At 65.2% G+C, this 12,338-nt stretch carries 13 protein-coding genes and 1 tRNA gene; 6 read left to right on the top strand and 8 right to left on the bottom strand.

Annotated features, from left to right (window positions below):
• The first annotated feature begins 64 nt into the window (after positions 1–64).
• Positions 65–706 carry an ATP-dependent Clp protease proteolytic subunit gene (locus ABC419_RS11405; RefSeq protein WP_003165321.1) on the top strand — a complete coding sequence of 214 codons (642 nt, stop codon included), beginning with the start codon at positions 65–67 and terminating at the stop codon, positions 704–706.
• A gap of 103 nt (positions 707–809) precedes the next feature.
• Positions 810–1,352, top strand: a complete 543-nt coding sequence (locus tag ABC419_RS11400; protein ID WP_200167451.1) for a cytochrome b — start codon at positions 810–812, stop codon at positions 1,350–1,352.
• A 3-nt stretch (positions 1,353–1,355) separates the two neighbouring features.
• Here the strand turns inward: ABC419_RS11400 and ABC419_RS11395 are convergent, their stop codons facing one another.
• The gene (locus tag ABC419_RS11395) at positions 1,356–2,003 is read right to left on the bottom strand and encodes an HAD-IB family hydrolase (RefSeq protein WP_368924829.1); all 648 of its coding nucleotides are present in this window, start codon (positions 2,001–2,003) and stop codon (positions 1,356–1,358) included.
• Positions 2,004–2,199: 196 nt separating this feature from the next.
• Here ABC419_RS11395 and clpX point away from each other — a divergent pair, with 196 nt between their 5' ends.
• The 4 genes from clpX to ABC419_RS11375 all read left to right on the top strand — a co-directional run bounded on the left by clpX (position 2,200) and on the right by ABC419_RS11375 (position 6,660).
• Complete coding sequence (clpX, locus tag ABC419_RS11390) at positions 2,200–3,468, top strand: ATP-dependent Clp protease ATP-binding subunit ClpX (protein WP_200167455.1); 1,269 nt, start codon at positions 2,200–2,202, stop codon at positions 3,466–3,468.
• A gap of 274 nt (positions 3,469–3,742) precedes the next feature.
• Positions 3,743–6,142, top strand: a complete 2,400-nt coding sequence (gene lon, locus ABC419_RS11385; protein WP_412877435.1) for an endopeptidase La — start codon at positions 3,743–3,745, stop codon at positions 6,140–6,142.
• A 119-nt stretch (positions 6,143–6,261) separates the two neighbouring features.
• Positions 6,262–6,537: an HU family DNA-binding protein gene (locus ABC419_RS11380; RefSeq protein ID WP_312055154.1), complete on the top strand. Its 276-nt coding sequence runs from the start codon at positions 6,262–6,264 to the stop codon at positions 6,535–6,537.
• Between the two features lie 46 nt (positions 6,538–6,583).
• Positions 6,584–6,660 (top strand) — tRNA-Val (locus ABC419_RS11375).
• 72 nt (positions 6,661–6,732) lie between these two features.
• Here ABC419_RS11375 and ABC419_RS11370 read toward each other — a convergent pair.
• The 7 genes from ABC419_RS11370 to ABC419_RS11340 all read right to left on the bottom strand — a co-directional run bounded on the left by ABC419_RS11370 (position 6,733) and on the right by ABC419_RS11340 (position 12,277).
• Positions 6,733–7,632 (bottom strand): SphA family protein, encoded by a 900-nt coding sequence (locus ABC419_RS11370; RefSeq protein ID WP_412877436.1) that lies wholly within the window; start codon positions 7,630–7,632, stop codon positions 6,733–6,735.
• 114 nt (positions 7,633–7,746) lie between these two features.
• On the bottom strand, positions 7,747–8,805 hold the full coding sequence (locus ABC419_RS11365) for an NADH:ubiquinone reductase (Na(+)-transporting) subunit F (protein WP_412877437.1): 1,059 nt from the start codon (positions 8,803–8,805) through the stop codon (positions 7,747–7,749).
• A gap of 10 nt (positions 8,806–8,815) precedes the next feature.
• Complete coding sequence (locus tag ABC419_RS11360) at positions 8,816–9,163, bottom strand: phenol hydroxylase subunit P4 (protein ID WP_412877438.1); 348 nt, start codon at positions 9,161–9,163, stop codon at positions 8,816–8,818.
• A 12-nt stretch (positions 9,164–9,175) separates the two neighbouring features.
• Positions 9,176–10,702: an aromatic/alkene/methane monooxygenase hydroxylase/oxygenase subunit alpha gene (locus ABC419_RS11355; RefSeq protein WP_289647617.1), complete on the bottom strand. Its 1,527-nt coding sequence runs from the start codon at positions 10,700–10,702 to the stop codon at positions 9,176–9,178.
• A gap of 2 nt (positions 10,703–10,704) precedes the next feature.
• Positions 10,705–10,974 carry an MmoB/DmpM family protein gene (locus ABC419_RS11350; RefSeq protein WP_200165483.1) on the bottom strand — a complete coding sequence of 90 codons (270 nt, stop codon included), beginning with the start codon at positions 10,972–10,974 and terminating at the stop codon, positions 10,705–10,707.
• A complete protein-coding gene (locus tag ABC419_RS11345) occupies positions 10,971–11,987 on the bottom strand; it encodes a ferritin family protein (protein WP_412877439.1) in 1,017 nt (338 codons plus the stop codon). Before ABC419_RS11345 ends, ABC419_RS11350 begins: the two co-directional genes overlap by 4 nt.
• Positions 11,984–12,277, bottom strand: coding sequence for a phenol hydroxylase subunit (locus tag ABC419_RS11340; RefSeq protein ID WP_412877440.1), 294 nt, complete (start codon positions 12,275–12,277; stop codon positions 11,984–11,986). The genes ABC419_RS11345 and ABC419_RS11340 overlap by 4 nt, the downstream gene beginning before the upstream one ends.
• Positions 12,278–12,338: the final 61 nt, after the last annotated feature.

Genomic DNA, 12,338 nt, shown 5'->3' with positions numbered 1-12,338 from the left:
TCGTAGGAGACAGGCGCGCGTTCCATGAGTTCGTGCGACCCCCCTGAAATTCGAGAAGGCCTTCATGCGCGATCCGATCGACTACATCTCCAACAACCTGGTGCCGATGGTGGTGGAGCAATCCAGCCGCGGCGAACGGTCGTTCGACATCTTTTCGCGCCTGCTGCGCGAGCGGATCATCTTCCTGACCGGCCCGTTCGAGGACGGCATGGCCTCGCTGATCTGCGCTCAGCTGCTGTTCCTGGAATCGGAGAACCCGAAGAAGGAAATCAGCATGTACATCAACAGCCCCGGCGGTCAGGTGACCTCGGCGCTCGCGATCTACGACACCATGCAATACATCAAGTCGCCGGTCTCGACCGTGGTCATGGGCATGGCCGCCTCAGCCGGTTCGCTGATCCTGACGGCCGGTGAAGCGGGCCAGCGCATCGCTCTGCCGAACGCGCGGGTCATGGTGCACCAGCCCTCGGGCGGCTTCCGCGGCACGGCCTCGGACATCGAACGCCATGCCGAGGACATCATCGCCACCAAGCGCCGTTTGAACGAAATCTACGTCCAGCACACCGGCCGCACCTATGAAGAGGTCGAGCGCACCCTGGACCGCGACCACTTCATGACCGCCGAGGAAGCCAAGGCCTGGGGCATCGTCGATCACGTCTATGACAAACGCACCCAAGCCGACGACGACGGCGTGAAGGCTCCCTAAGCCTTAAACGCGCTTCGGCTGCGACAATTTGCGAGGCGGAGTCCGGCGACGGATTCCGCCTCGAATCGTGTTTGAGACTCGTTATCAGCGAAGGGGGCGCTTCATGGCGATGCAGTGGAGAGACGACGGGTTTCGATATGGCGCCGTCACACGGGGGCTGCACTGGGCGATGGCCCTGCTGCTGACGTGGCAGTTCGCTGGCATGGCGATCAAACTGATTGTCGGCCGGGCGCCGATCACCGCTTTCTGGGTCGGCACGCACAAGGGGATCGGCGTCGTGCTGCTGAGCCTGATCGTGCTGCGCGCTTTGTGGGGCCTCTACAACATGAAGACGCGACCGGCGCACGGCGGCGGCTTCTGGGGCCTGGCTGCGAAGGTCGGACATCTGATGCTCTACGCCCTGATGCTGATCGTGCCGGCGTTGGCGCTGCTGCGGCAGTATGGATCGGGCAAGCCGCTGGACGTGTTCGGCGTGCGCCTGATTGAGGGCGGGTGGGCAGAGTTGCCGTGGATGACGGCCCCCGCTGACGCCGCGCACGGCTTGCTGGCCTGGGTGCTGCTGGCGGCCATCGCGGGCCACATTCTGATGGTGCTGGTCCACCGCTTCATCTGGAAGGACGATACGGTCGGCCGGATGGTCGGCTAGGGATCAGGGGCGGCCCGTGAAAACGCGGTAGCCCTTCTCCTCGGCCGCCGCGATCATCTGAGCGTCGCCGGAGGTGTCGCCATAGGCGGCGGCCAACTGCATGTCCGCGCCATAGGCGGCGCGCAGTCGATGCATCTTCTCTTCGCCCCGGCAGTTGCCGCCGACGAAGGTTCCCAGCACACGGTCCTGGTCGTCGAAGGCCAGGCGGGTGCCGATCAGGTTCTCGGCGCCCAGCCTGCGGGCGAAGGGGGCGACGGTGGTTTCGGGCGAGGCGGTGACGATGACGCGGTGGGCGCCGCGACGGCCCCAGTCCTCCCAGGTCGCCAGGGCGTCGGGGCGCATGAAGCGCGGCCAGATCTCGGCGGCGAAGCGCTCGGCCTCGGCTTCCAGCGCCTTGCGGTCGGCGTCCATCAGGAACTCGCGCACCGAGGCGACCTTGATCCGGCCCCGATCCCGGTCGCCCAGATAGGCGAAGACGGCCGGGATCATCTGCACCAGTCCGGTCAGCCAGCGCACCGGCCCGGCTCGCCATTTCAAAAAGCTGGTGAAGCTGTCGCGAATCGTCAGGGTGCCGTCGAAATCGAAGGCGACGATGAGTTGGCCGGGGGCAGGGGACTGGTGAAAGGCTTTTCCGCTTCCCATGTCAGACATTAGCCGTGATCCCCATATTATCTGTCCTGTCCGTTCCCCGAAGCGCGCTGCGGCGCCGCAACGGGGTTGTGGCGGAACGTGTGATGGGTGATTGTCATTTTTTGAAGACCTTCGATGATAGATTCCCTGGATCGATCGTGAAGGAAGCGCCTTTCGTCCCAATGTCGGGGCGGATCGCGGATAGTGAGAAGGGTCTATGACCAAAGCCGCCGGCACAGACGCCAAAAGCACGCTCTACTGCTCGTTCTGCGGCAAGAGCCAGCACGAAGTCCGCAAACTGATCGCCGGACCGACCGTTTTCATCTGCGATGAATGCGTCGAACTGTGCATGGACATCATCCGCGAAGAGCACAAGATCGCGTTCAAGACCTCCAAGGACGGCGTGCCCACGCCCAAGGAGATCCGCGACGTCCTCGACGATTATGTGATCGGTCAGAGCCACGCCAAGAAGGTGTTGAGCGTCGCCGTTCACAACCACTACAAGCGCCTGAACCACGCGACGAAGAACAACGACGTCGAACTGGCTAAGTCGAACATCATGCTGATCGGGCCGACCGGCTCGGGCAAGACGCTGCTGGCCCAGACGCTGGCGCGGATCATCGACGTGCCGTTCACCATGGCCGACGCCACGACCCTGACCGAAGCCGGCTATGTGGGCGAGGATGTCGAGAACATCATCCTGAAACTGCTTCAGGCGTCGGACTACAACGTCGAGCGGGCCCAGCGCGGCATCGTCTACATCGACGAAATCGACAAGATCTCGCGCAAGTCGGACAATCCGTCGATTACCCGCGACGTGTCGGGCGAGGGCGTGCAGCAGGCCCTGCTGAAGATCATGGAAGGCACCGTCGCCTCCGTGCCGCCGCAGGGCGGCCGCAAGCATCCGCAGCAGGAGTTCCTGCAGGTCGACACCGCCAACATCCTGTTCATCGTCGGCGGCGCCTTCGCCGGCCTGGAGAAGGTGATCTCGGCGCGCGGCGAGGGGGCCTCAATCGGCTTCGGCGCCAAGGTCAAGGAGATCGACGAGCGTCGCACCGGCGAAATCCTCAAGCAGGTCGAACCTGACGACCTGATGCGCTTCGGCCTGATCCCCGAGTTCATCGGCCGTCTGCCGGTTCTGGCGACCTTGGAGGATCTGGACGAGGTCGCTCTGATCAAGATCCTGACCGAGCCGAAGAACGCCTTGGTCAAGCAGTACAAGCGCCTGTTCGAGATGGAGAACGTGACGCTGACCTTCACCGACGACGCCCTGTCGGCGGTGGCCAAGAAGGCGATCACCCGCAAGACCGGCGCCCGCGGCCTGCGCTCCATCCTGGAGGGCGTGCTGCTGGAGACCATGTTCGAACTGCCCACCTATGAGGGCGTCGAGGAAGTCGTGGTCAACGCCGAGGTGATCGAGGGCAAGGCCCAGCCGCTGCTGATCTATTCGGAAACCAAGAAGAAGACGGCCGACGGCGCCGCCTGACGCTGAGGTCCGATCCAAGCGAAAAGGGGCGGCTCGCCACGGCCGCCCCTTCATCGTTTCAGAGGCGACCCAGGCGGCCGTCTGAAATCACACGCTTTTTCACGCTTCTGTGGGCCGCCGCCCCGTTACGCTTGAACCGCGTCCAGACAGAACCACATACTCACACGAAAGCCGCTGAAAAATAGCGGGTCGAGTCGAGACGAGGCGGCAGTAACGCCAAGTCGGATCGGTTCGGCGGGTCTGAGATTCACGAAGGCCCCGGAAAGTACGCATCATGACCGAGAGCAAAATCCTCCCTGTCCTGCCGTTGAGAGACATCGTCGTCTTTCCGCACATGGTCGTGCCCCTGTTCGTCGGGCGCGAGAAGTCCGTGCGCGCCCTCGACGAGATCATGAAGGGCGAGAAGCAGATCCTGCTCGCCACGCAGAAGAACTCCGTCGACGACGATCCAGCGACGGACGCCATCTATTCGACCGGCGTGCTGGCGACGGTGCTGCAGTTGCTGAAGCTGCCGGACGGCACCGTGAAGGTGTTGGTCGAAGGCAAGTCGCGCGCGCGCCTCACCCGCTTCACCGACCGTGAGGACTATTACGAAGCCGAAGCCGTCGAGATCGACGATGAGGCGGGCGATCCGTCGCAGAGCGAAGCCCTGCTGCGCGCCGTGATCGAGCAGTTCGAAAACTATGTGAAGCTGAACAAGAAGGTTCCGCCCGAGGCCCTCAGCGCCATCCCCCAGATCACCGATCCGTCCAAGCTGGCGGACTCGGTCGCCGCCCATCTGTCGGTCAAGATCGCCGACAAGCAGGCCCTGCTCGAAACCGTGGTCATCCCGACCCGGCTGGAGAAGGTCTATGGCCTGATGGAAGGCGAGATCAGCGTCCTGCAGGTTGAGAAGAAGATCCGCAGCCGCGTGAAGCGGCAGATGGAGAAGACCCAGCGCGAGTACTATCTGAACGAGCAGATGAAGGCGATCCAGCGCGAGCTGGGCGAGACCGACGACGCCCGCGACGAACTGCTGGAGCTGGAAAAGCGCATCAAGAAGACGCGCCTGTCCAAGGAGGCCCGCATCAAGGCCGAGGCGGAGCTGAAGAAGCTGCGCAACATGTCGCCGATGTCGGCGGAATCGACCGTGGTGCGCAACTATCTCGACTGGCTGCTGTCGATCCCGTGGTCCAAGACCAAGCCCAAGGCCATCGACCTGCAGAAGGCCGAGGACATCCTCGAAGAGGATCACTACGGCCTCGAGAAGGTCAAGGAACGGATCATCGAGTATCTGGCCGTTCAGGCGCGCACCGGCAGCCTGAAGGGGCCGATCCTGTGCCTGGTCGGTCCTCCCGGCGTCGGCAAGACCTCGCTGGCTCAGTCCATCGCCAAGGCGACGGGGCGTGAATACGTCCGCATGTCGCTGGGCGGCGTGCGCGACGAGGCCGAGATCCGCGGCCACCGCCGGACCTATATCGGCTCCATGCCCGGCAAGATCATCCAGTCGATGAAGAAGGCGAAGACGACCAACGCCTTCGTCCTGCTGGACGAGATCGACAAGCTGGGCGCCGACTGGCGCGGCGACCCGTCCTCGGCCCTGCTGGAAGTGCTGGACCCGGCCCAGAACTCGACCTTCGGCGATCACTATCTGGAGGTCGACTACGACCTGTCGCCGGTGATGTTCGTCACCACGGCCAACAGCCTGAACATGCCTCAACCCCTGCTGGACCGCATGGAGATCATCCGCGTCTCTGGCTACACCGAGGACGAGAAGGTCGAGATCGCCAAGCGCCACGTCCTGCCCAAGCAGCTCAAGGACCACGGCCTGAAGGAAGAGGAACTGATCGTCCCCGATGAGACGATCCGCGACCTGATCCGCTACTACACCCGCGAAGCCGGCGTGCGTTCGCTGGAACGCGCCCTGGGCGGTCTGGCCCGCAAGGCGGTGCGCGAGATGGCCAAGACCAAGGCCGCCTCGATCACCGTGGATGCGGCCAAGCTGGCCGAATACGCGGGCGTGAAGAAGTTCCGCTATGGCGAAACGGACACGGAAGATCAGGTCGGCATCGTGACCGGCCTGGCCTGGACCGAGTTCGGCGGCGACATCCTGACCATCGAAGCCCTGAAGATGCCGGGCCGCGGCCGCATGACCGTGACCGGCAACCTGAAGGAGGTCATGAAGGAGTCGATCTCGGCGGCGGCGTCCTATGTCCGCAGCCGCGCCCTCAGCATCGGCGTCAAGCCGCCGGTGTTCGAGAAGACCGACATCCACGTCCACGTCCCCGACGGCGCCACGCCCAAGGACGGCCCCTCGGCCGGCGTGGCCATGACGGTGGCCATGGTGTCGGTCCTGACCGGCATCCCGATCCGCAAGGACATCGCCATGACCGGCGAGATCACTCTGCGCGGCCGGGTCACGGCCATCGGCGGCCTGAAGGAGAAGCTGCTGGCGGCCCTTCGCTCGGGCGTGAAGACCGTGCTGATCCCGCAGGAGAACGAGAAAGACCTGGAGGACGTGCCCGAAAACGTGAAGGCCGCCCTCGAGATCGTGCCGATCTCCACTGCGGACGAGGCGCTGAAGTGGGCCCTGACCGGCACGCCGACCCCCGTCGAATGGGATGAGGCGGCCGAACCCGTGACTCCGACGCCGCCCGCCCCGACGGCGGGCGAGGGGGCCAGCATCAGCCACTGACGCGGGGTCTCTGATCCGATGAAGGACGGCGGTTCGGGGCGACCCGGACCGTCTTCTTTTTGACCCGCCCGCCAACAGCGGCTTAAGTGCGCCCTTCGTTCCCGAGGGGAGCCGCAGGCATGACCAAGACGGAACTGATCGGCCGCATGGCCGAGGCGGCGGGCATTAGCCGCGACCAGGCCAAGCTGGCGCTGGAAGCCTTCACCGATCAGGTGACGGGGGCGTTGGTTCAGGGGCGCGACGTGCGCCTGGTCGGCTTCGGCAGCTTTGTCGCCGTAGACCGCAAGGCGGGCGTGGCTCGAAACCCCCAGACCGGCCAGGAGATCGCCCGTCCGGCCTCGCGCACCGCGCGCTTCCGTCCCGGCGAAGGCTTGAAAAGCGCCTTGAACGGCTGACCGTCACAGGGCATGAAGCCTGTCCCGACGATGAGTCGGATGATGTGGGCGGCTAGCTCAGCTGGTCAGAGCATCTCGTTTACACCGAGAGGGTCGGCGGTTCGAACCCGTCGCCGCCTACCATCTTCCTTGCATTTCAGCGGGTTGTGAACGGTCCTGGGGGGCTGTTGCCTGCCTGGAGCGCTGACGCGCCTATTAGAAGCGGAATGCCGCCTTTACCCAGAGCTTGTCGCCTTGCGGGCGGTTCTCGGCGTGGAACTCATGCTGCCACTGGGCGGTGATCGGCACCTGACCGACGACGTAGCGGACCAGGGGGCCGAGGGCGAAGGCCTCGCCGCGCACGCCGTCGGGGCCGACGCGGGCGCCGGCGATCTTGTCGTCGGTGGTCTGGCGGTAATAGTAGCCGGTCAGCCCCAGCGTCAGCTTGCCGGTGGTGTAGGCCACGGCCGCGTCGGTGTGCAGGCTTTGGCCGGACTTGTAGTCGGTGTCGTCGTTGGTGGTGTTGAAGTCGTACATCACCTTGGCGGAGGCCTCCCAGCCGCCGCCCGGCTGGGCGTAGGTGGCGGCGAAGACCGGCTCGAACGTCCAGTAGTTGCGGCCGATATTGGCCAGGTCGCCCGCCTTGTAGTCGCCGGTGGGGATGAAGGTGTCGACGGTGGCGACCAGATTCCAGTCGCCCTTCTTCCAGCCCAGCACCAGTGGGCTGACGATGATGTCGCCCAGGCCGAAATTGCTCTGGCTTTGGCCGCCCGCCTTCACGTCCAGATTGACGATCGGAATCAGGGCGTGGGCGGCGACCGTGGCGCCCAGGAAGGTCTTGTCGCTGACGTGGACCACGCGGGCGATGTTGGCGAAGGCGTTGAGCGAGAAGTCCGGGACCAGGTTGTCGCCGTCGCCGTCGTTTAGGCGGTCGGCCGTGTAATAGTTGGTGTAGGTCAGCAGATAGGTTCCGGGCGGCGGCAGTTGCGCCACGCCCAGGGATTCCGCGCCGTCGGCATAGGCCGTGCCGCGCGTTTCGCCTGCATGGGCGGCGCCCGTGGTGCCGATGGCCAAGCTGGCGGCCATCAAGGCGGTCGTGATTTTCAGTGTCTTCATTGTCGTTTCCCTCCCTTGGTTTTTGGGCGCAGGCCGCCGTCCGGCGCGGGTGCGCCGGTCGAACCCGCCCGGTTTTGGATTGCGCCGCGCCCCCTCAGACGCGGCGTTTCGGCGTCAGATCTTGCGGAACAGGGGCGAGCGCGCCGTCGCCTCGGCGTCGCCGGCCGTCAGGAACCGCTCCATGAAGATGTCCCGCTCGAACAGGCGGCCCTTCATCAGGGCGATGACGCCCGCCTCGATCATCGGCGGCGGCCCGCACAGATAGGCCTGACAGCCGCTGAACCGTCCTTCGAACAGCCGTTCGGCCGCTTCGTGGACATAGCCGGTCTCGCCGTCCCAGACGTCGTCGGCCTCGGGCTGGGACACGGCGGGGACATAGCGGAAGTTGTCGTGCTCGGCCTCAAGCCGTCGGAACAGGTCGCCGAAATGCAGGTCGCATGGGCGGCGCCCGCCGTGCAGCAGGGTGATGGGCTCGGAATAGCCCTGTTCAAGCAGGTCCAGGATCATGCCCTTGGGACTGGACAGGCCCGATCCGCCCGCCAGGAAGATCAGCGGCTTCTCGGCCGAGCGGCGGACGTAGAAGCGCCCCATCGGCCCGGTGAACTCCAGCCGGTCGCCCGTCTTCAGTTCGTCGTGCAGCCAGGCGGTGCCGACGCCGCCGGGGACGCGACGGACGTGCAGTTCGATCAGGTTCGGTTGGGCGGGGCTGCTTGCGATGGAGAAGGCGCGGGCGCCCTCTATGCCCGGCAGGCGCAGGTTGACGTACTGCCCCGCCTGAAAGTCCAGCCCCGCGCCGTCGAGACGCAGCCACAGGGCCATGATGTCCGGGGTGATCATCTCGCGATGCTCGACCTGACCGACATAGTCGTCGACGGTGATGCGGCGGGCGTCTTCGTCTTCGTCGACGTCGGCCTCGATGACCGTGTCGGCCAACAGCATGGCGCTGCAGGCCAGGGTCTTGCCGTCGTCGCGCTCGAAATCCATCAGGGCGAAGGGGGAGGCGCCGCCGTGATCGACCTCGCCTTCCAGCACCTCGACCTTGCAGGTGCCGCACAGGCCGTGGCCGCAGGCGTGGGGCAGCCAGACGCCGGCCCGAAGGCAGGCGTCCAGCAGGGTCTGACCGGGCGCGACCTCGATGGTCTCGCCGATCGGCTCGATGGTCAGGGTCGGCATCGGCGTATCCTCAGGCCGTGGCGGAAAGGCCGGTCCAGAAGCGGATCAGCGACTTGTGGCCGACGCCCTGATCGGCCAGCGATCGGGCCGGATCGGGCGTCCAGTCGGCGCCGTCCAGCATCCAGCGGGCCTTGGACAGGTCGACCTCGGCCCATTCCGGATCCACCGCGTAGAGCGACGGCAGGATCTCGCCGGTCAGGGCGGCGAAGGGCGTCTGCGGCGGCAGCGGCAGGGTGATCGCCGAGCAGAAGTTCAGATGCTCCTCCCAGTGGACATAGACCAGCTGGGCGCCATTGAAGTTCTCGACGCGGTCGCGGACGGGGCCGGTGTAACCGGGGTGCAGGCTTGCGGTGGCCATGAGCTGTCCTCCTTATTCCGCCGCGACCGGGACGACGGGGCGGCGCCCCTCCATCCAGCGGTTCCACTGCTCTTCTTCGGGGGATCCGGCGTAGTCCATGTTATCGGCGCCCTGGTTGATGTGATACCAGTCCAGCACCTCGGGCAGGGTCGCCCCGCCGCAGGCGCCCTGGAAGATCTGGTGCACCGGCAGCCAAGCCTGGGCGTACTTCTCCGGCTCGTGGTCGAAGATGTCCTTGCAGCCGTCCGAACAGGTGTGGAACTTGTCGCCGCCGTGTTCTGAGACGCGGAAGCTGATGGTGTTCGGATCGCCGACCTCGGTGAAGGCCATCGGGATCTGGCAGACCTGACACAGCTGGGGCAGGCCGTCGTTGTAGAAGCGCTTTCCTTCCTCGGCCTGTTCGCGCCACTTGCGATAACGCGGCTCATAGTGCTGGGCGAAGGTGTCGGGATACTTCTCGCGCAGCCAGGCCATGTGGGCCTCGTCGATGTCCCAGGTGTGCATGGCGGCGGCGTGGGTGTAGTTGTAGAAGATGCCCCACGCCTGGTGCGTCATGTGGCCCTTTTCGGCCTTGGCGACGTCGGCGTATTTCGGCTCGCGGATGCCGTAGCGGGCCAGGTCGGCGAACAGGGCGCCGCCCGCCTGCTCATAATAGGTCTCCCACGCCTCGCCCCAGGACATGACCTTCTTGGGCAGCATGTAGTCCATCATCATGCCGACCAGCGACAGCAGGCGGTAGCCGCGCCAGAACCACTTGTCGATCCAGCCCTGGACGATCGGCACATTGGCCTCGTCCTGTTCCAGCAGGAAGCGGACGGCTTCGAGGCCCAGCGTCATGTGGCGGCTCTCGTCAGACTGGGCCGAGAAGCCGAACGTCACCGTCGCCATGTCGCCGTTATAGGCCGCGCCCGACATGAAGGGCACGAACAGCAGATTGGTCAGGACGTATTCGAAGGCGAAGCTGATCGAGGTCAGGAATTCGAACGGCCCGGCGCTGGTCGCATCGTCGAAGAAGGACTTGGGCACCGACAGGTACCACAGGCGGTCATGCATGTGGGCGAAGTCATGGATGCCGTCGAAATACTTGTTGTAGTGGCTGATGGTGTGGATCTGCGTCTGGCAGTGACGCAGTTCGTCGATCGACTGCATCTGCGCCGCCACGCGCAGGCCGGCGCCCGGCAGGTGCCGCGCCAGGTGGGCGAAGTGGCGGTGCGCCTGATACTCCAGCGGCGTCACGCCCTGGATGAACAGCTTGACCGCGTTCAGATAGCGGGCGTCGGTGATGCCCAGCTGGCCGTTGTTCTGGGCCATGGAGTCGATGACGGCGTAGAGCTTGCGCTCCTTCTCCGCCTGGAACTTCCAATAGGCGTCCATGGTCAGCTTGAAGGGGTCTTCCCAGGCGTCCCAGTCGTGGATCTTGATCCCTTCATATTTGGCGAAGGGGAAGATGTCGTCGGCGCTCTGATAGGTCGGTTTCCAGTCCAGACCTCGCGTATAGGCGCCGTATTTCTGCTTCAGGCTCATTTTGCGCGGGGTCATGCCTATCTCCAGAAGATGATCAGAGAGCCGTCGTCCTCGTCCACCGAACCGGACAGGGAGATGACGCTGAGGTGGATTTCCTGAGGATCCCAGTCGCGGCCCAGGCGTTCGGAAACGCTTTCGGCGCGGATCTCCAGCCGACCGGGGCAGTCGATCTTGGTCATGGCCGGCAAGGGGGTGCTCTGGGCCTCGGGGTTGTCGGCCAGGATGGCTTCGACGATGGCGAATCCGTCCTGAGTGTTTTGAATGCTGATGGAAACGGGCTTGATCATGCCGCCATCTCCCGGGCTTCCAGGGCGTTCAGGCCGACCATCCGTTCGCGCAGACGCGCGCCGACGGCGTCCACGGCCGCGTCGCCCTCAGCGCCCAGCACCATGGCGGCGATCGGGCGGACGGCCTCTTCGGCGCGGGCGGACCAGCGCTCGAACCACTCGCCCAGGACGATGCGGTTGGCGTCCGATTCAGCCGCCGCCGCCTTGACCACGGCGTCGGTCCAGCGGCTGTTGTCGGCGAACCAGTCGCCGAGGAAGCCGGTCATCATCGACAAGGGCGCGCCGTTGTGCGCGGCGCCGGCGCGGTCGAAGGCGCCGGTGACTAGCGGATAGATATAGCCGTCCAGCACGATCAGTTGGGCGACATACAGCTCGAACCAGTCGTGGACGACCATCTGATCTTCGGCCAGGCGGCGCATCGGCTGCCAGACATCGGCCTCCAGCCATTGGGTCTTGGCGTCGGCCAGGGCGCTTTCGGTTCCCTGACCCAGCAGCAGGCCGATGCGCGAGATGACCTGGGCGATGCCCAGACGGTCGGCGCCGCAGAAGGCCGCCGCCGAGGTGATCTGCGTCCCGAAGCCCCAGTCGGCCATCAGTTGGCAGTTCATGTTCGCCGCCCACTCGACGTGGCGCAGCGGCAGCAGATAGGCGGCGAACAGGTCGCGCCAGGCCGGATCGACGCCGGCGACCAGATCGCGCTTCTCGACGAAGTTCACGGCGTCGTCGAACGACTGCTGCATGGCCGCGCGGCTGATATTGTACGAGGCGTAGTAGAACTGGCGCGGGTCGCGGAAGACGAACCAGTCCTTCATCACGATGCGCGTGCGACGCGGGTCGTACAGCTCGAATTCGGGCGAATAAGTCGGCCGATAGTGGAAGTTGACCATCGGCTGCACGTCATAGGTCGCCTCGTCATAGCGAGAGGCGGGCTTGTCGACGCCGAACCGTCGCGCGATGTGTGAGAAGGTGTGACGCCGCGGCGTGATCGCCTCGGCCTTGAGGTCGATATTCATTGTGACGCTCCAACAGACACGGGGGCGACGGCGGGGCCGTCCTTGACGAGGCGCAGCACGGCGTGGCTGGCGGCGGGATCGGCGGCGGTCACCAGGCAGCCGTTCTCAAAGCAGAACTCCTTGAAGGCGGCGATCGGCAGAACCAGTTCGACGCTCAGGTCCGGGTCGCCGTAGATGAAGTCGAACTCCACGATGCCGCTGCCCGTCACATTGCGGACGACGGTCTGGAGCTTGGGTCGGCTGCCCGGAACCGGGCAGGATCGCGTGATCGGGCTGGGCGCCGCTGTCATGTTCGTTTCCTGGGTTGGGCCGCTTTTCGCGGCTCGTTGCTTGTCCCTGAAACGAAGACTG

Source organism: Brevundimonas phoenicis (assembly GCF_047237745.1).
Classification (GTDB): domain Bacteria; phylum Pseudomonadota; class Alphaproteobacteria; order Caulobacterales; family Caulobacteraceae; genus Brevundimonas.
The sequence above is the reverse complement of the archived record's forward strand: the minus strand, read 5'-3'. Positions and strand labels throughout refer to the sequence as shown.

Excerpts from the sequence above, each read along its gene's own strand:
- ABC419_RS11405 (WP_003165321.1), top strand. The coding sequence starts at position 65 with ATGCGCGATCCGATCGACTACATCTCCAACAACCTGGTGCCGATGGTG.
- ABC419_RS11400 (WP_200167451.1), top strand. The coding sequence starts at position 810 with ATGGCGATGCAGTGGAGAGACGACGGGTTTCGATATGGCGCCGTCACA.
- ABC419_RS11395 (WP_368924829.1), bottom strand. The coding sequence starts at position 2,003 with ATGTCTGACATGGGAAGCGGAAAAGCCTTTCACCAGTCCCCTGCCCCC.
- clpX (WP_200167455.1), top strand. The coding sequence starts at position 2,200 with ATGACCAAAGCCGCCGGCACAGACGCCAAAAGCACGCTCTACTGCTCG.
- lon (WP_412877435.1), top strand. The coding sequence starts at position 3,743 with ATGACCGAGAGCAAAATCCTCCCTGTCCTGCCGTTGAGAGACATCGTC.
- ABC419_RS11380 (WP_312055154.1), top strand. The coding sequence starts at position 6,262 with ATGACCAAGACGGAACTGATCGGCCGCATGGCCGAGGCGGCGGGCATT.
- ABC419_RS11370 (WP_412877436.1), bottom strand. The coding sequence starts at position 7,632 with ATGAAGACACTGAAAATCACGACCGCCTTGATGGCCGCCAGCTTGGCC.
- ABC419_RS11365 (WP_412877437.1), bottom strand. The coding sequence starts at position 8,805 with ATGCCGACCCTGACCATCGAGCCGATCGGCGAGACCATCGAGGTCGCG.
- ABC419_RS11360 (WP_412877438.1), bottom strand. The coding sequence starts at position 9,163 with ATGGCCACCGCAAGCCTGCACCCCGGTTACACCGGCCCCGTCCGCGAC.
- ABC419_RS11355 (WP_289647617.1), bottom strand. The coding sequence starts at position 10,702 with ATGACCCCGCGCAAAATGAGCCTGAAGCAGAAATACGGCGCCTATACG.
- ABC419_RS11350 (WP_200165483.1), bottom strand. The coding sequence starts at position 10,974 with ATGATCAAGCCCGTTTCCATCAGCATTCAAAACACTCAGGACGGATTC.
- ABC419_RS11345 (WP_412877439.1), bottom strand. The coding sequence starts at position 11,987 with ATGAATATCGACCTCAAGGCCGAGGCGATCACGCCGCGGCGTCACACC.
- ABC419_RS11340 (WP_412877440.1), bottom strand. The coding sequence starts at position 12,277 with ATGACAGCGGCGCCCAGCCCGATCACGCGATCCTGCCCGGTTCCGGGC.